This window comes from Rhizobium sp. O111, assembly GCF_055616315.1.
Genome location: NZ_JBSHXL010000002.1, coordinates 1325229 through 1343042 on the forward strand (window position 1 = coordinate 1325229; position 17814 = coordinate 1343042).

General features: G+C 62.7%; 11 protein-coding genes and 1 pseudogene. 9 read left to right on the forward strand and 3 right to left on the reverse strand.

Features of this window, described 5'->3' with window-relative positions; all coding sequences use genetic code 11:
• Positions 1-87: 87 nt before the first annotated feature.
• From iolG to ACVTFQ_RS25700, 8 genes are all read left to right on the forward strand, one after another.
• Positions 88-1125, forward strand: a complete 1038-nt coding sequence (gene iolG / locus ACVTFQ_RS25665) for an inositol 2-dehydrogenase (RefSeq protein WP_313760051.1) — start codon at positions 88-90, stop codon at positions 1123-1125.
• 117 nt (positions 1126-1242) lie between these two features.
• Positions 1243-1557 (forward strand): MocE family 2Fe-2S type ferredoxin, encoded by a 315-nt coding sequence (locus ACVTFQ_RS25670; RefSeq protein ID WP_018896640.1) that lies wholly within the window; start codon positions 1243-1245, stop codon positions 1555-1557.
• 31 nt (positions 1558-1588) lie between these two features.
• Positions 1589-2815, forward strand: coding sequence for an NAD(P)/FAD-dependent oxidoreductase (locus ACVTFQ_RS25675; protein WP_470424164.1), 1227 nt, complete (start codon positions 1589-1591; stop codon positions 2813-2815).
• Between the two features lie 84 nt (positions 2816-2899).
• Positions 2900-3784, forward strand: coding sequence for a formyltetrahydrofolate deformylase (gene purU, locus ACVTFQ_RS25680; protein WP_470424165.1), 885 nt, complete (start codon positions 2900-2902; stop codon positions 3782-3784).
• 174 nt (positions 3785-3958) lie between these two features.
• Positions 3959-4987, forward strand: coding sequence for a sterol desaturase family protein (locus ACVTFQ_RS25685; protein WP_209235751.1), 1029 nt, complete (start codon positions 3959-3961; stop codon positions 4985-4987).
• A complete protein-coding gene (locus ACVTFQ_RS25690) occupies positions 4984-5766 on the forward strand; it encodes a 3-methyl-2-oxobutanoate hydroxymethyltransferase (protein ID WP_313760048.1) in 783 nt (260 codons plus the stop codon). The genes ACVTFQ_RS25685 and ACVTFQ_RS25690 overlap by 4 nt, the downstream gene beginning before the upstream one ends.
• Before the next feature lie 77 nt (positions 5767-5843).
• Positions 5844-6746: a bifunctional methylenetetrahydrofolate dehydrogenase/methenyltetrahydrofolate cyclohydrolase FolD gene (gene folD, locus ACVTFQ_RS25695; protein WP_470424166.1), complete on the forward strand. Its 903-nt coding sequence runs from the start codon at positions 5844-5846 to the stop codon at positions 6744-6746.
• A 177-nt stretch (positions 6747-6923) separates the two neighbouring features.
• Positions 6924-9005 carry a carboxy terminal-processing peptidase gene (locus ACVTFQ_RS25700; protein WP_313760046.1) on the forward strand — a complete coding sequence of 694 codons (2082 nt, stop codon included), beginning with the start codon at positions 6924-6926 and terminating at the stop codon, positions 9003-9005.
• 111 nt (positions 9006-9116) lie between these two features.
• On the opposite strand, the gene ACVTFQ_RS25705 is transcribed toward ACVTFQ_RS25700, so the two are convergent.
• The 3 genes and pseudogenes from ACVTFQ_RS25705 to scpA all read right to left on the reverse strand — a co-directional run bounded on the left by ACVTFQ_RS25705 (position 9117) and on the right by scpA (position 15392).
• Positions 9117-11123, reverse strand: a complete 2007-nt coding sequence (locus ACVTFQ_RS25705) for a hybrid sensor histidine kinase/response regulator (RefSeq protein ID WP_470424181.1) — start codon at positions 11121-11123, stop codon at positions 9117-9119.
• Positions 11103-13115 (reverse strand): annotated as a pseudogene (locus ACVTFQ_RS25710) (PAS domain-containing protein); the annotation flags it as partial. The pseudogene ACVTFQ_RS25710 and the gene ACVTFQ_RS25705, both read right to left, overlap by 21 nt.
• 123 nt (positions 13116-13238) lie before the next feature.
• Complete coding sequence (scpA, locus tag ACVTFQ_RS25715; protein ID WP_470424167.1) at positions 13239-15392, reverse strand: methylmalonyl-CoA mutase; 2154 nt, start codon at positions 15390-15392, stop codon at positions 13239-13241.
• A 449-nt stretch (positions 15393-15841) separates the two neighbouring features.
• Here scpA and ACVTFQ_RS25720 point away from each other — a divergent pair, with 449 nt between their 5' ends.
• On the forward strand, positions 15842-16957 hold the full coding sequence (locus ACVTFQ_RS25720; protein ID WP_313760044.1) for a tyrosine-type recombinase/integrase: 1116 nt from the start codon (positions 15842-15844) through the stop codon (positions 16955-16957).
• The last annotated feature ends 857 nt before the right edge of the window (positions 16958-17814 follow it).

The following is a 17814-nucleotide window of genomic DNA, read 5'->3' on the forward strand; positions in this document are numbered from 1 at the left end:
ACGTTGCGCCAAGCCGTCGGCGGACGGATATTCTTGTCATGTTCGGAGGAAGAGGCGCCGTGCGCCTGAACAGGAAGCATCGAAATCATGACTGATCCATCCCATCCCGCTGTGTCGTCTGCACGCACCGTCCGCGTTGCGGTTATCGGAGCCGGGCGCATCGGCGAGGTTCACCTCTCCAACCTGACGCGCAGAGTGCGCGGCGTGGAGGTGACCGGCGTATTCGACGCTGACGCCGCGCGCGCCGAGACACTGGCAAGCCAGTATGGCGTTGTCGCGCGGCGCAGCCTGGAAGCGCTGTTTTCGGAGGGCGCGCCCGAGGCGGTGGTGATCGGTTCTCCCAGTGCACTCCACCTGGAGCATGTGAAGCTTGCGGCGCGGGCCGGCCTGCATATCCTGTGCGAGAAGCCGCTCGCGCTCGACGAAGAGGGAATTGCCGAAGCCATTCGCGTTTGTGCCGACAAGGGTCGTCTGCTGCAGATCGGCTTCAACCGGCGCTTCGACGCCAATACCGTGGCGATGCGCGAGGCCGTTCAGTCGGGCAGCATCGGGCAGGTTCGCTCGATCCGCATCACCTCCCGCGATCCCTGGCCGCCATCGATCGACTATGTGCGCTCGTCCGGCGGCATGATCATGGACATGACCATTCACGACTTCGACCTCGCCCGCTTTCTATCCGGCGACGAAGTGGTCGAAGTATCGGCATTCGGCGGCTGCGTGATCGACCCCGAGATCGGCAAGGCCGGCGATATCGATATCGCGACGATCATGCTAAAATTCCGCTCCGGAGCAATCGGCACCATCGAGAACACCCGCGCCACGCCCTATGGCTACGACCAGCGCGTCGAGGTTCTGGGGTCAGACGCATCGCTGGAGAGCGAGAACATGACGCCTGCCCGGGTTGTCACGCGATCGGCGCAGGGACAGACTCAGCCCAACCCGCTGCCGTTCTTCCTGCAGCGCTACGAAGGCGCGTTTTCCGGCGAGCTTCAGGCCTTTGTCGACGCGGTTCGCGAGGGACGGCCGGTCGCTGTTTCGGGCGAGGATGCTCTTTCAGCACACCGGATCGCCCAGGCGGTGCAGCGCTCGCTCGCAACGGGCCAGCCGCAGCGGGTCGAGGCCTAGATCAAGATGACGACGGCGGGCCTGAGGAGGATCCGCCGGCTTTAGAAAGACAGTATCGGCCCGCCTTTCGCGGGCTCAATATCTCGGCGAACGCCGAGCCTAGTGAGGAGGCACATCATGAATTGGGTATCGGCCTGTCGCCTTGACGACATCGAACAGGAAGGCGTCATACGCTTCGACCATGGCGGTCGCACCTATGCGGTCTATCGCTCACCTGAAGACGAGGTCTTCTGCACCGACGGCCTCTGCTCGCACGAGGCCATCCACCTCGCTGATGGCCTTGTGATGGATTACGAGATCGAGTGTCCCAAGCACTCGGGCGCCTTCGACTATCGCACCGGCACGCCGCGCCGGCCGCCGGCCTGCAAGAGCCTCAACACCTACCAGGCGAAGATCGAAGCAGGCGAAGTCCTGCTCGCCATCCCCGCCTGACAGCCAGCGAACCGGTCGTACGGAGACAGCCATGTCCTCTATCGTTATCATTGGCGCCGGCGAGTGCGGCGGACGTGCCGCGCTGCAGCTGCGCGAGCGCAATTTCGACGGCACGATCACGCTTGTGGGCGCCGAAACGCTTCCCCCCTACGAGCGGCCGCCGCTGTCGAAGAACGGTATCCTCGAGGGCGCCGATCCGAAGTTCATCATGGATGCCGATGGCTACAAGGAGCGCGCTATAGACGTTCGCCTGGGCGCCGACGCGATCGGAATCGACCGATCGAGCAAGACCGTCGAGCTTTCGGATGGAACCAAGCTCGCCTATGACAAGCTGCTGCTTGCAACCGGCGCCCGCCCACGTCCGCTTCCCGGCATTGCCGAACGATCAGAGCGCGTGCTGACGCTTCGCACCCATGCCGATGCGCTGGCGATCAAGCGGTATCTGCACGAGGGTAGCCGGCTTTCGATTGTCGGCGGCGGCTTCATCGGCCTCGAGCTCGCGGCTATAGCGCGCGGCCTTGGCGCTACCGTCACCCTGATCGAGGGTCTGCCACGCATCCTCTCGCGCGGCGTGCCCGAGGATATCGCCCATGCGGTCGCATCGCGCCACAAGACGGCAGGTGTCGAGATCCTGTGCGAGAGCCGGATCGAGACCTTCGAGATTGGTGCCGACGGCGTCTCGATCAACCTTACCGGCGGCCGGACGATCGATGCCGACATCGCGGTGATCGGCATCGGCTCGATCCCGAATATCGAGCTCGCGGAAAAAGCGGGGCTGACGATCGAAAACGGCATCATGGTTGATGACCACCTCAGGACCACCGACCCCGATATTTTCGCCGCCGGCGACTGCTGCTCCTTCCCGATCCCGGTTTATGGCGGGCGGCGCGTTCGGCTTGAATCCTGGCGCAGCGCCCAGGAGCAGGCCATGCTCGCAGCAGCCAATCTCATGGGCGCGGACGAGCGGATCACCGCCGTTCCGTGGTTCTGGTCTGATCAATACGACCTGACGCTTCAGGTGGCAGGGCTTGCCGAAGGCGCCGTCACCTCCGTTCGCCGCGAGGTCGGCGAGGGCGCCTTCATCATCTTCCAGATCGGTGCCGACGGGCGGCTGCTTTCGGCGAGCGGCATTGGTCCGGGCAATGGCATCGCCCGCGACATCCGGTTGGCGGAAATGCTGATCGCCTCGGGCAAGACCGTCGATCCGGCGGCGCTCGCGCATGCCGACGTCAAGCTGAAGTCGCTGCTGGCGGCCTGATCCCGCTCCACCTCTGGCTCGGCTCGGGCCCCGACCTTGTATCAACCGCCGCCCTTCCGGGGTCGGCTGCAATTGGATATTCCCATGAAGTCTCATGTTCTTACCGTCACCTGTCAGTCCACGCGCGGCGTCGTCGCGGCCATTGCCGGGTTCCTCGCCGACAAGGGCTGCAATATCATCGACAGCTCGCAGTTCGACGATCTGGAGACCGGCCTCTTCTTCATGCGGCTGACCTTCGCCAGCGAGGCGGGCACGCCGATCGAGGAGATCGTCACAGGCTTCGAGCCGATCAGGAAGACCTTCGACATGAGCTGCGAGTTCCACGACAGCAGCGCCAAGATGAAGGTGCTGTTGATGGTCTCGCGCTTCGGCCATTGTCTCAACGACCTGCTTTATCGCTGGAAGATCGGCGCGCTGCCGATCGATATCGTCGGCGTGGTCTCCAACCACTTCGATTACCAGAAGGTCGTGGTCAATCACGATATCCCCTTCCACCATGTCAACGTGACCAAGGCCAACAAGCCGCAGGCGGAGGCTCGCCTGCTCGAGGTGGTCGAGCAATCCGGCGCAGAGCTGATCGTTCTCGCCCGCTACATGCAGGTGCTCTCGGATGCCGCCTGCGAGAAGATGTCGGGGCGGATCATCAACATTCATCACTCCTTCCTGCCGTCTTTCAAGGGCGCAAACCCCTACAAGCAGGCTTTCGAGCGCGGCGTGAAGCTGATCGGCGCCACTGCGCATTACGTCACCGCCGATCTCGACGAAGGTCCGATCATCGAGCAGGACGTCGCCCGCATCACCCATGCGCAGTCGGCACCGGACTATGTCTCGATCGGCCGTGACGTCGAGAGCCAAGTGCTGGCACGCGCGATCCACGCCCATATCCACCACCGGGTGTTCGTGAACGGCAACCGCACGATCGTCTTTCCGGCGAGCCCCGGTTCCTACGCGTCGGAACGCATGGGATAAGCGATCGCAGCACCTCTGTGATGATGCAAAAGTATCATCATAGGCTTTGCCTCCAGCCGATGCTGGGGGCACGATAGAGCATCAAAGGCGCGTGCGTCCGCAAGGAGGCGGAGGCACTCCCCGCCGGAGACAATCCGGCTTTACCCAATCAATGACGCATGCGGGAGGCAAGTCATGGACGATTCAAAATTCGGCAAGAGAGACAAAAGAGGCCATTGGACGCCGAACGGCGTGCTGACGCCCGCACCGGTCTTCGTCCTGCCGCCAAATCCTCTGAAATTCCTGAAGTGGCTGCCGAACTACTTCTTTCCGTGGAACGCCTTCTTCATGGTCACCGCGGCGATCTTCTGGTTTTTCCTGACGCCGGGGACCGAGACGACGAAGACCTTCTCCGTCGGCTGGATCGCGCTCATCTTCGCGCGCAACCTCGCGGCGTTTTTCCTGTTCTATGGTGTCATCGAACTGCGGCTCTACAAGCTTCGCCGCCAGGAAAACCGCTTCAAGTACAATCCCAACTTCCCGGCCGACAAGAAGAACACCGTCTTCCTATTCGGCTCGCAGGCCTATGACAGCATCATTCGCGGCGTCGGCACCGGCGTTACGATCTGGACCGCGATCGAGGTCGTGACGCTCTGGGCATTCGCGAACAACTACGTGCCGATGGCGAACTTCCACGACAATCCGGTCTGGCTTGCCTGCATCGTGCTCTTCGTGCCTGTGTTCCACGAAGCCTACTTCTTCGCGATCCACCGCGCGCTGCACATTCCGGCACTCTACAAGTTCGTGCATTCGGTGCACCACAACTCGGTCAATCCATCGCCCTGGTCATCGCTTGCCATGCACCCGGTCGAGCATCTGCTCTTCTTCGGTGAAGCGCTGATCCATCTGGTGATCTTCTCGCATCCGCTCGTCGCCATCTACAATCTGCATTCGCTGGCGCTCGGCGCGGTGGTCGGCCATGTCGGCTTCGACAAGATCGAGGCGGGCGAGGAAGGCGGGCTCGATACGCACGCCTATGCCCACTACCTCCACCACAAGTATTTCGAGGTGAACTACGCCGACGGCCTGATCCCGTTCGACAAGTGGTTCGGCACCTGGCACGACGGCACCAAGGATGGCGATGAAGCGATGAACGCGCGCTGGCAGAAGAAGCTGCAACGCGAGAACGCCCGCAAGGAAGCGCAGGAAGGCAACCAGGCATGACCCGTGCATTGACCGTAGCCGATCTGCGCGCGCTCAAGGGCAAGCGTCAATTCCTGACCATGCATGTCGATAGCCCGGCGGAGGCAGCCGCCGCCGCCGAGGCCGGCATAGAGATGTTCACCTGCGAGGTGGATGAGCAGCTGCCGAGGATACGCAAGGCAGCCCCCACAGCCTTCATCCAGGCAGCCCATGTGCAGGGCGCCATCCACGATGAATCGAGCGCCATCCGCGAAGGTTTTCGCGCGCTCGATCTCGGCGCCAGCTGCATCTACTTCGCCGGCTCGCTGCGCCTGCTGGAAGCGATGGCCAAGGAGGGCATTCCCGTCAGCGGCCATGTCGGCCTCGTGCCGCGCTGGGCCACGTGGACGAATTTCCGCTCGATCGGCAAGACGCCTGAGGAGGCGGCCTCGATCTATCGCCGGGTGAAGGATTATGAGCAGGCCGGCGCCTGGGCGGTCGAGATGGAGGTCGTGCCGGTCGCGATCGCCGAATGGATCACGCGCTCGACGCCGCTGATCACGCTTGGAATGGGCTGCGGCGCCGTCTGCGATTCCCAGTATCTGTTCTCCTGCGACGTGCTGGGAACCGGCACGAGCCGCGTGCCGCGCCACGGCAAGCAATATGCCGATCTCGCCGCCGAGGAAGCGCGCCTGCAGGAACTGCGCGTGAAAGCGTTCCAGGCATTCGCCGACGATGTCCGCGACCGGAAATATCCCGAAACCCGCCATGAGGTTCATGTCGGCGAAGAGGTCCTGGCAGCCGCCAAGACGCTCGTTTGAGGTGACCGGGCAGACGACAACGTCGTCTGCCCTTCCCACCCGACTTTCCCATAATTCTCTTCCCAACGAGGTCTTCGATGGCTGCTCGCCTGATCGACGGTCGGCAATCCGCCGCCGCCGTCATCCAATCCGTGAAATCCGCGACCGAGGCTTTGGGTGATCGCGCCGGCGTGACCCCGGGGCTGGCGGTGATCATCGTCGGCGACGATCCGGCGAGCCACGCCTATGTCGGCGCCAAGGGGCGGATGGCCAAGGACTGCGGTTTCACTTCTATCCAGCACTCGCTTCCGGCGACGTCGACGCAGGACGAAATCGCAGCCCTCGTTGCAAGCCTGAACGAGGATGAGGTCGTGCACGGCATCCTCGTGCAACTGCCGCTGCCGTCGCATCTCGATGCCGAGAAAATCACGCAGTCGGTCCGGCCGGAGAAGGATGTCGATGGCTTGCACGTCGTCAATGCCGGCAAGGTCGCGACCGGCGATCTCGATGGAGGACTGATTTCCTGCACGCCCGCCGGCGCCATGGTGCTCGTTCGCGGCGTCCATGGCGGCGATCTCTCGGGGCTCAGCGCCGTCGTCATCGGCCGGTCGAACCTCTTCGGCAAGCCGATGTCGGCGCTTCTGCTTGCCGCCAATGCGACCGTGACCACCGCGCACTCCCGTACGAAAGACCTGCCGGCGCTCTGCCGCACGGCGGATATTCTCGTGGCGGCGGTCGGTCGGGCGCGGATGGTCGGCAGGGATTGGGTGAAGCCTGGAGCAACGGTGATCGATGTCGGCATCAACCGCGTGCCGATGGAGGGCAATGCCGATGGCAAGACCCATCTCGTGGGCGACGTGGCATTCGAGGACTGCAGCGAGATCGCGGACGCGATAACGCCGGTTCCCGGCGGCGTCGGGCCGATGACGATCGCCAAGCTGATGGCCAATACGGTGATCGCGGCATACCGCTCGAAGGGCATTGAGCCGCCGCGCTTCTGATGGCGCGGGACGGTCCTTATCCCCGCGAGTGCCCGCCATAACGCCGGTCTCACCAAAAGTTGTAGATGATATCGTCGTCAGCCTTCGTCCGTCCAATCAACCCGGTTGCTAAAAAACCATAATTGCTCCACCTACATTGTAGACAAACGCGAGCAGTCGGAATTGGATCAGAGCTTGATGCGCATTAAATACGGTTTCCTCGGCATTCTCCTGGCGATTGCGCCCACGGCCCATGCGCTGGACATGGGAGCGGTGCCGGTTCTGGCGCCGCAAAAGCAGCAGGAACAGGCGGCCCAGCTGAGCGCGCAATTCTTGACGCGCTACAGCTATCGGCCGGTCGCGCTCGACGACAGCCTCTCCGTCAAGATCATGGATCGCTTCATCAAGTCGCTCGATCCGGATCGGATGATCTTCCTGCAGTCGGACATCAACACCTTCATGGCCGACAGCACCAAGATCGACGACGCGATCAAGACGGAAGACCTGAAGCTCCCCTTCTCGATCTTCAACCTCTACGAACAGCGCATTGTCGATCGCATGACCTATGCCCGCGATCTCCTGACGAAGGGCTTCGATTTCACCGCGCAGGAAGACTACGCGCTGGTGCGCGACGACAAACCCTGGCCGCAATCCGAGGCCGAGAGCAACGATCTCTGGCGCAAGCGGGTGAAGGCCGACTGGCTGCGCCTGAAGCTCGGCGGCCAGACCGAGGCCACCATTCGCGACACGCTCGACAAGCGCTACAAGAACGCGCTCGAGCGCGCCTATAAATACAAGAGCGACGACGTCTTCCAGTCCTTCATGGACGCCTATTCGACGTCCATCGATCCGCATACCGACTACTTCGGCGCCACCGCATCGGCCGATTTCGATATTTCGATGAAGCTCTCGCTGGTTGGCATCGGCGCGGTTCTGCAGGAGCGCGACGATTACACCACGATCCGCGAACTCGTTCCGGGCGGCCCGGCGCAGCTTTCCGGCAAGCTTGCGGTCGGCGACCGCATCACCGGTGTGGGCCAGGGCGCCGACGGTCCGATCAAGGAAGTGATGGGCACGCGCCTCGATGAAGTCGTGCAGTTGATCCGCGGCGAGAAGGATTCGATCGTCCGCCTGGATATCCTGCCCGCCGATGCCGGCGCCGATGGTGGTCATCGCGTCATCAGCCTCGTGCGCGACAAGATCAGCCTCGACAAGCAGGCAGCCAAGAAGGCCGTTCTGCCGGTCAAGGATGGCGACGTCACCCGCAAGATCGGCGTGATCACGCTGCCGGCCTTCTACGAAGACTTCGAAGCCCGCCGAAAGGGCGATAAGGATTACAGAAGCGCCAGCCGCGACGTCGCCAAGCTGCTGACCGAACTCAAGCAGGAGAAGGTCGACGGCGTGCTCATCGACCTGCGCAACAATGGCGGCGGTTCGCTCGCCGAAGCGATCGACCTCACCGGCCTGTTCGTCGGCAAGGGCCCGGTCGTTCAGCAACGCGGCGCCGATGGCAAGGTCGAGGTTCAAAGCGACGATCTGCCGACGCCGGCTTGGACCGGCCCCGTTGGCGTCTTGATCAATCGCGGCTCGGCTTCCGCTTCCGAGATCTTCGCGGCCGCCATCCAGGACTATGGTCGCGGCGTGATCATCGGCGAGCCGAGCTTCGGCAAAGGCACCGTTCAGACCGTGGTCAATCTCGACCAGGTGGCGCGCAACGACAAGCCGAAATTCGGCGAGCTGAAGCTGACGATCGCCCAGTTCTTCCGCGTCAACGGTGGTACCACGCAGCTACGCGGCGTCACCCCCGACATCGCCCTGCCCGGTCTCTCCGACCCGAAGACGTTCGGCGAAACCAGCTACGACAACGCGCTGCCCTGGGCGCAGATCAAGCCCGCCCGCTACAAGCAGGCCGGCAACCTCAAGGCGGAACTGCCGAAGCTGCAGGCCCTTCACGACAAGCGTGTTGAAACCGACCCGGACTTCCAGCGTCTTATCGAGGACGTTGCCGAATTGAAGGCGCAGCGCGACAAGGGCGTGATCTCGCTTAACGAAGCCGACCGCCGCAAGGAACTGACCGCGCGCGAAAACCGGCTGAAGTCGCGCGCACAGCTGGATGATGGCGTCGACACCACCAATGACGACGGCCTGCAATCCAACGAGCGCAGCCTGACGGCCGATATCGCGCTTGAGAATGCGCGCAAGAAGGCAAAGGACGTTCTCTTGAACGAGGCGACCGCGATCCTTTCCGATGCGGCGGGCCTGCAGGCGGGCGCTCGCTAAGGACGCCAAGACTGTTCAACTGAAAGGGCGGACGGCCAGGGTTTGGCCGTCCGCCTTGAAACCTCCCGAGCAGAGTATCGCTCGCCGACCGTTGCCGAGCGGCATCGCCCGCTAGCCCGTTCCCCCAACAGCATCCAAGGCATTCTTCAGCTCATCCAGCCCGTGTGGCTTGAGCAGCAGGACCGTCCTGGAACTATCGTCCATCTCGGGCTTCTTCTCCGAACCCGTCGCGAAAACGATGCCGATCTCAGGCCAGCGCTTACGCACCTCGCGACAGAAATCGTCACCGGACATGCCTGGAAGACCAAGATCGGTCACCAGCACATCGATCGGCTCGCTGCCAAAGAGCGGAAGCGCCTCCTCGGCGGATTCGGCCTCAAGCACCTCGTGGCCAAGCTCAACCAGCATGTCGGCGGTCGCCATCCTGATCAGCGCATTGTCCTCGACCAGAACCACGCGCAGCGCCTGTGATGCGGCGGGCGAGACGGGCGCGGGTATGGCTGCGATGGACGTGTCTTTTCTGCGCTCCGCGTTCTTCTGCGTTTCGTCGATGACATGCCGAATCTTGCGGGCGAGCGCCTCGCGTGTGTAGGGCTTCGACAAAAGCTGCACGCCGGGATCGAGCCGTCCGCCGTGGACGATGGAGTTTTCGGTGTAGCCGGAGGTGAAGAGCACGGCGAGGCCAGGCAGGCGCTCCTTCGCCTTCTTCGCCATCTCGCTGCTTTTCAGCGGTCCGGGCATGACGACATCGGTGAAGAGCATGTCGATGTGGATGCCGCTTTCGATGACCGAAAGAGCCGCTGCCGCATCGCCGGCCTTCAGAACGCGGTAGCCGAGTTCCTGCAGCATTTCGACGACAGTGGTGCGCACGCCCTCATCATCCTCGGCGACCAGAATGGTCTCCGGCCCACCCTCAACGGGCGCATGCGGATCGATGACCTGCAGGTCTTCCTGTTGCAGCGAACGCGGCAGATACATCTTCACGGTCGTTCCGTGTCCGACCTCGCTGTAAATCTTCACATGTCCGCCCGATTGCCGGACGAAACCATAGACCATGGAGAGGCCGAGCCCCGTCCCCTTGCCCTCCGGCTTCGTCGAGTAGAACGGCTCAAACACCTTGTCCAGAAGGTCGGAAGGTATGCCCGCCCCGGTGTCCGTTACCGAGATCGACACATACTGGCCGGGCACGACATCCTGGTGCTGCCGCGCATAGGCGTCGTCGACATAGGCGTTGCCGGCCTCGATCGTCAGATTGCCGAACCCTTCCATCGCGTCGCGGGCATTGATCGCGAGATTAAGGAGCGCGTTTTCGATCTGCATCGGGTCGACCAGCGTGTTCCACAAGCCGCCCGAGACGACCGTTTCCACCTCGACGCCTTCGCCGATCGTGCGCCGGATCATCTCGTCCATGCCGCGGATCAACCGGCCGGCATTGACCACGCGGGGATCGAGCGCCTGCCGGCGGCCGAAGGCGAGGAGCTGGGCCGCGAGCTTGGCGCCACGTTCCACGCCGGCCAGCGCGTTGGTGATCTTGCGCTGCGCCTTGTCGTTGCCGATAACATCGCGCGACAATAGCTGGAGATTGCCCGCCACGACCTGCAGCAGATTGTTGAAGTCATGGGCGACGCCACCGGTCAAGTTGCCGATTGCCTCCATCTTCTGGGCCTGCTGCAGGGCAAGCTCGGTGTTGCGAAGCGCGATCGCCGCCTCGCGCTCTTCCGTCACGTCGCGGCCGACCGCATGGATGGACGCGTCATAGGGAACCGCCGTCCAGGAAATGGTGCGATAGCTCTTGTCTTTAGCCTGGTAACGATTTTCGAAGGAGAAGGTCGTCGCGCCCTCGCTGAGCTTGCCGACTTCGGCCAGCGTCGTCGCCATATCCTCCGGATGGATGAAATCGAGGAACGACCGGTTGATGAGCTCGCTCTCCTCCCAATCGAAGACGGTCTTCCATGCAGGATTGACCGCCGTTATCTTGGCCTCGAAATCGGCGACCAGCATGATATCGGTCGACAGCCGCCACATCCGGTCGCGGTCGGCGGTGCGTTCGGCGACGCGCTGCTCGAGCGTTTCGTTCAGCGCCTCGAGCTTCGCGCGCGTCTCGCGCTGGTCCTCGATATCGGTGTTGGTGCCGATCCAACGGAAGACGCGGCCGTCCTCGTCGCGCGACGGCACCGCGCGTGCGATGTGCCATCGATAGGAACCATCGGCGCGCCTCAGCCTGAGGTCGGTTTCATAGGCCTCACCCGACGACAAGGCGGACCGCCAGCGGTCAGCCATGGCGGTGAAATCGTCGGGGTGGACGATCTTGGTCCAGGCGCCACCGTCGAGTTCGCCCGGTGCCGCACCGGCATATTCATAGACGCGCTCGTTGAACCAATCGAGCTGGCCATCGGGCCGCGCCGTCCAGACGTGATTGGGGATCGCTTGGGCCAGCGCGCGGAAGCGGGCCTCGCTTTCTCTCAGTTCGCGCTGGGCCTTGCGCCGGTCCGTCACGTCCTGCACGACGCCCACGAAGCGCAGTGGCTTGCCGCTGGCGTCGCGCTCAAACTCTCCCTTGCGGGCGATGACGCGCTTCTGGCCGTTATCGGCGCGGCGGATGCGATACTCGACATTCAAGGGCGAGGCGCCCGCCGCGCGCGTCCTGCCGTTGGAGCTGATCTCGCGGTCTTCCTCGACGATCAGCCCTTCCAGCGTTTCGATGCGGACGTCGCCGGCGTCCTCATATCCGTAGATCTTGCAGAACTCCGGCGTGGCGTTGAGCACATTGGTTTCGAGATCAAGCGAAAAGACGCCAACGCCACCGGCCTCCTGCGCCCGGCGCAGCCGCGCCTCGGCGTCGCTCAGCGCCTGCGCCGTCAGGTGTTCCTCCGTGCGATCGCGCAGAACCTTGACCAAGCCGACCGGTGTTCCGTCCTCGTCCCGGATCGGGCGGATCTCGCCATTGGCCCAGAAGCGTTCACCGGATTTGCGAACATGCCACCGGTCGTGATGGGCGTTGCCCTGTCTCAGTGCCGCGGCCATCGCCTCGCTCGCCTTGTCGGCTGCGCGATCCTCGGGCGTGAAGAGCAGTTGCCAATGCTTGCCGGCGACCTCGTCTTCGGTCCAGCCGAAGATGCGGCGCGCGCCCTCGTTCCAGCGCAGAATGATCCCATCAAGATCGAGCGCGAGAATGGCGTAGTCGATGGCGCCGTCCATGATCTGGCGGCTCTGCCGCTCGGATGCCCGCAGCCCCTCCTCGGCCGCGACGCGATCGGTCACGTCGGAGCCCTGAACGAAGACGCCGATGACGCTGCCATCCGGCTCCGTCACCGGCTGGTAGACGAGATCGACATATTTTCGCTCGACCGGATCGTCGGGCGAGACCTGTAGATCGACCGGCAGCGCCCGCCCCTCATAGGCGACGCCCGATGTATAGACCTGATCGAGCAGCTCGTAGTAGCCCTGCCCGCGCAGCTCCGGCAGCGCGTCGCGCACCGACATGCCGACGACATTACGCCCGCCGACAAGCTGGTTATAGGCCGCGTTGGTCAGCTCGAAGACATGATGGGGGCCGTGCATCATCGCGACGAAGCCGGGCGCCTGCTCGAACATGCGCCGCAGCCGCTCCTGCTCGCCATTGCGCCAGCGCTCGGCTGCCACCTTGGCGGTCGTCTCGACCACGATCGCGATCACCCCGCACGGACGACCGTCCTCATCCATAACGGGCGAATAATCGAGGTTCATGAAGACCTGTTCGGGCTTGCCTGTGCGGAACAGCGTCAGCTCCTGATCCTGATAGGCGAGCGTCTTGCCGGCCAATCCCACCTTCATGACATTGTCGTTGAAATCGGCGACCTCCGGCCAGCCCTCGCGCACCTTCGATCCCAGAAGCTGCGGATGCCGGCCGCCGGCGAACACCGAATAGGCGTCATTATAGATCATGACGCCGTCTTCGCCCCAGAGTGTCACGATCGGCACCGGCGATTGCAGAATGGTCGAGGTCGTGACCTTCACGGCGTTCGGCCAAAGCGCAAGTGGACCGAGAGAGGTCTCCTCCCAGTCGAAGCCGCGGATAAGCCGGGCGAGCTCGCCGTCATGGGCGAGAAAATCAAATTCATCAGGTTTCATGGACGTCGACCGGTTGCTCCCGCCAGTTATGTAGCGGAAACATCGACTTGGGGAAGTGGGGCGGAGCGCAACCCAGCGCTTTATGTTAGCGGCCGAACTGGGAGACAGGGGAAGACGACCACATTACTGGTTTCGGCGCTTGCCTTCGAGAAGGTCGAGAACCGAATTGGCGGCATCCATGACGTTGGTTCCGGGCCCGAACACCGCCGCGACGCCGTGCTCGGTCAGAAACGCATAGTCCTGCCGGGGGATGACGCCGCCGACGACGACGATGATGTTTTCGGCGCCTTTCGCCTTCAGCGCATCGATCAGCTGCGGCGCCAGCGTCTTGTGGCCGGCGGCCAATGACGACATGCCGACCACATGCACCTTGCTTGAAATCGCAAGGTTCGCCGCCTCCTCCGGCGTCTGGAACAGCGGCCCCGCCAGCACATCGAAGCCGATGTCGCCGAAGGCCGAGGCAATGACTTTGGCGCCCCGATCATGCCCATCCTGCCCGAGCTTCGCGACCATGATTTTCGGCGCCCCGCCCAGTGCTTCAGAAATCACGGTCATCCGCGTCCGCAACTGCTGCAGCTCCGGCTCATCGCTATAAGCATTGCCATAGACGTTTTTCACGACCTCGGGCTCGGCGGTGTGATCGCCGAAAACACGCCGCATCGCATCCGAGATTTCGCCGACGCTGGCGCGCGCCCGCGCTGCTTCTACCGCAGCCTCCAGCAGATTGCCCACCCCGCTCTCAGCCACCTCGCGCATCCGCTCCAGCGTTTCCGCCGCCTTGGCCGGGTCGCGGCGACGCCGCGTCTCTTCCAGACGCTTGACCTGCGAGGCCCGCACGGCGCTGTTGTCGATATCGAGGATGTCGATCGGCTCTTCGTTTTCCAGCCGGTACTTGTTGACGCCGACGATGATCTCGTCGCCCTTGTCGACCGCCGCCTGCCGACGCGTGGCCGCCTCCTCGATCAGCCGCTTCGGCAGCCCTTCGTTGACGGCCTTCGTCATGCCGCCGAGCCCTTCCACCTCTTCGATCAGCGCCCAGGCCTTTTCAGCAAGCTCGTTCGTCAAGCTCTCGACATAGTAGGATCCGGCCAGCGGATCGACCACCTTGGTGACGCCCGTCTCGTGCTGGAGGATCAGCTGGGTGTTACGGGCAATGCGCGAGGAGAATTCGGTCGGGAGCGCGATCGCCTCGTCGAACGAATTGGTGTGCAGCGATTGCGTGCCGCCGAGCACGGCCGACATCGCCTCGAAGGCGGTGCGGATGATGTTGTTATAAGGGTCCTGCTCCTGCAGCGAGACGCCCGACGTCTGGCAATGCGTGCGCAGCATCAGCGACGATGCCTTCTGCGGCGCGAACTCCTCCATGATCCGCGTCCACAACAGGCGCGCGGCGCGCAGCTTGGCGGCCTCCATGAAGAAGTTCATGCCGATCGCGAAGAAGAAGGACAGGCGGCCGGCAAACTCATCGACATCGAGCCCCTTGGCGATTGCCGCCCGCACATATTCACGCCCGTCGGCCAGCGTGAAGGCAAGCTCCTGCACCAGCGTCGCGCCTGCCTCCTGCATGTGATAGCCGGAAATCGAAATCGAGTTGAAGCGCGGCATCTCCCTGGAGGTGTACTCGATGATATCGGCGACGATCCGCATCGAGGGCTCGGGCGGGTAGATGTAGGTGTTGCGGACCATGAACTCCTTGAGGATGTCGTTCTGGATGGTTCCGGAAAGGGCTGCCCGCGACACGCCCTGCTCCTCGCCGGCAACGATGAAATTCGCGAGGATCGGAATGACCGCGCCGTTCATCGTCATCGACACAGAGACCTTTTCCAGCGGGATGCCGTCGAACAGGATCTTCATGTCCTCGACGCTGTCGATCGCAACCCCCGCCTTGCCGACATCGCCCTCGACGCGCGGATGGTCGCTATCATAGCCGCGATGGGTGGCGAGATCGAAGGCGACGGAGACGCCCTGCTGGCCGGATGCCAGAGCTTTGCGATAAAACGCGTTGGATGCCTCGGCGGTCGAGAAGCCGGCATATTGCCGGATCGTCCAGGGCCGGCCCGCATACATGGTGGCGCGCGGGCCGCGGGTGAAGGGTGCGAAGCCCGGAAGCGAGCCCGGCTGCGCGACAGCGCTCTGATCGGCTTCGGTATAGAGCGGCTTGACGTCTATTCCCTCGGGCGTCTTCCACACGAGCGTATCCGGCGAAGCACGAAGTTCCTTCTCGGCAAGCGCCTGCCAGTCCCCCAGTGTCCGCTCGCCAAGCGTCTTCTTCGTCATATCAAGCCTCCGCAGTCTTCTTTTACGGCAGGCTAGCACTTTATCCGCGCAGGATGCGAGGGCGCTGAGGCTATAAATATGACAGCTCTTTCCGCCTGGCCGATTATTCCGCTGCCGCGAAGACCGGCGTTCGGTTTGGAAAGAAGGCGGCGATTTCGCTGATGAAAACGGCGCTTAGGCCTGGAGGCGATTGCCAGATCGCACGGGAATTGCTATGGTGTTTGCGTTGGAGCGAGCATGAAAAGTGCGATCTTCAGACAAAATTCACCATCAGCATTGCATTGTTTTGAAACGGTATTTTTCCGATACGGAAGATAACGCGCGGTTTTCTTTACTGACCCGTACGACCCATTTTCGATGGCTCATTTTTGTCAGTTATCGATAGTGATCGCTATCGAGTCGGAAAGTCTGTATAGTCGCGACTTTCTACGGTTGACGATCAGCACGGCATGCGGAAAATTCACCCCAATATTCAAGAGACGCTCGATCCGCAGGCGCTTTCGCGCGCGGAGACGCTCGACATTCTTGATAGCATCTTCCCATTCGGCCGGCGCGACCAGCTCGCGCAGCTGCTGACAGACGAAGATGCCCTTATCTTGAAAAGACTGGCCCAGAGAAATATCGCGCAGAATACACTCCGCGCTCTCGCCTCTGATTTGGGTTATCTTCAGGCTTGGGCTCGCGCCACGACTGAGAGGCCCCTGCCCTGGCCAACGCCAGAAGAGATGGTTCACGCCTTCATCTCGCAGCACCTTCATTGTGCAGCCGATGCGCCGGATGGACAGAGTGATTGCATGCCGCGCCACGTTGAGGACAGTCTGCGCCAGCGGACCCTTCTCAGAGGCGCCCTCCCACATGCCCCTTCGACCGTTCGTCGACGGATCGCAAGTTGGGCATTGCTGACGCGAGAGCGTGGCCTGTCCGGCCCCTTCGACAGCGCGTCTGTCAAAGGAGCCATCAAGCAGACGAAGCACAATGGCGGGCACACGCCGGTCTCAATGAGCGCCATGCCAATAACAGACGATATCCTCCGCCGTCTTCTCCAGACCTGCAAGAAAGACGGCATCGTCGGTCGCCGCGATCGCGCGATCCTGTTGCTGGCGGCAGAGGCCGGCGGCCAACGTCGCGCGGAGGTCGCCAGTCTCCGCGTCGAAGACCTGTCCATCGGAGGCAGCAACGATGTTCACAAAAGGCATTCCCGTCGCACTCGGTTGACCGTCAGGATCGGCGCGGCGGAACGCGGCAACCAGTTGAACCTATCTGGCGAGGCGGCCAAGGCACTGATGGAATGGATACGGGAGGGCGACATAGAGACCGGGCCCGTCTTCCGGAAAATCGATCAATGGGGCAATGTCTCGCGACGGATGCTGACACCGCAGTCGGTCAATCTGATCGTCAAGACCCGTGCGAAGAAAGCGGGCATCGATCCGTCGTCAGTGTCTGCTCAGGGATTGCGATCCGGCAACCCGGCTAGGGCACGAAGGCGCGAGCGCAACCCCTCGCCCGCGGTTGCGACTGAAAATGAAGGTCGGAGCGAAGAGGTCTCTATCGGGGGCGGGACGTAATCCGCCGGTCAATTCGTCACCCGCCGTCCACTCTTGAAATCAGTTGATCCCCGCATCATCTATCTGTCACCACCCGTATCGATAGCCTGCAGAGTGAGCCGTGAGCTCACACGCTTTTGCTGTCCGGGAACGAAGGGCGCTCCTCGAAAGAGTTGAGCGCCCTTTCTGTTTTGGCGTCATCGCCAAGCCGGCGCCACCGCGATTGAGAAGATCCGGCGACATACGAGATCCCGGCGACCGGCACGCGCTTTGGGCGTCGGGCGATATAGAGTGAGGCACCGACAGGCGCTCTCGTGTGATCAATTCAGCACGCAACCTCTCTCCAACCCAACACCGTACAGGCCGCTTGCGCGCCTTAGCCATGCGACCGAGGAGGGAGGGGAGCATCGTGCGTCGGCACCGGACAGGCGGCATTGCCCTCCAACGGCAAGCGGCCATGTATCGGTCGCGGCACGACGACGCGTGAACCACCTGTTCAAAACCCCTCACGGGGAGAGACGCCGACGGCGGGCCGTGTTATCGTTCCGATGATCTCGCTGGGATCAGCTGCAGTCGCCGATCATCGGCGCGAACAAAGCAAGCCGACGACAACCCGGCCATAGCCCTGCGGGGCGCGACACCCTCGATCGACCGATCGAGTTCCCCGCGGGGAACAGAGCGCCGCTGCCGCCTGATGGGTGGCCAAATCGACGTTCCCCGCGGGGAACTCGGCAATTTGCAGCCAATTGCGAATCGCGCTACTTCTTCAACTACGCAAAAAGTGCGAATTATCGTTTTTTAGCGAAACAACAGGCGGGTTAACTCAGCATTAACCATCTCGGCGCTTAGGTTATTGAACCCGAATTGAGGATAGAATC

What these genes read in the sequence shown, in the direction of transcription:
- folD (WP_470424166.1), top strand. Translation starts at nt 5,844, where the DNA reads ATGGCTGCTCGCCTGATCGACGGTCGGCAATCCGCCGCCGCCGTCATC.
- ACVTFQ_RS25685 (WP_209235751.1), top strand. Translation starts at nt 3,959, where the DNA reads ATGGACGATTCAAAATTCGGCAAGAGAGACAAAAGAGGCCATTGGACG.
- ACVTFQ_RS25700 (WP_313760046.1), top strand. Translation starts at nt 6,924, where the DNA reads ATGCGCATTAAATACGGTTTCCTCGGCATTCTCCTGGCGATTGCGCCC.
- ACVTFQ_RS25670 (WP_018896640.1), top strand. Translation starts at nt 1,243, where the DNA reads ATGAATTGGGTATCGGCCTGTCGCCTTGACGACATCGAACAGGAAGGC.
- ACVTFQ_RS25720 (WP_313760044.1), top strand. Translation starts at nt 15,842, where the DNA reads ATGCGGAAAATTCACCCCAATATTCAAGAGACGCTCGATCCGCAGGCG.
- scpA (WP_470424167.1), bottom strand. Translation starts at nt 15,392, where the DNA reads ATGACGAAGAAGACGCTTGGCGAGCGGACACTGGGGGACTGGCAGGCG.
- purU (WP_470424165.1), top strand. Translation starts at nt 2,900, where the DNA reads ATGAAGTCTCATGTTCTTACCGTCACCTGTCAGTCCACGCGCGGCGTC.
- ACVTFQ_RS25675 (WP_470424164.1), top strand. Translation starts at nt 1,589, where the DNA reads ATGTCCTCTATCGTTATCATTGGCGCCGGCGAGTGCGGCGGACGTGCC.
- ACVTFQ_RS25690 (WP_313760048.1), top strand. Translation starts at nt 4,984, where the DNA reads ATGACCCGTGCATTGACCGTAGCCGATCTGCGCGCGCTCAAGGGCAAG.
- iolG (WP_313760051.1), top strand. Translation starts at nt 88, where the DNA reads ATGACTGATCCATCCCATCCCGCTGTGTCGTCTGCACGCACCGTCCGC.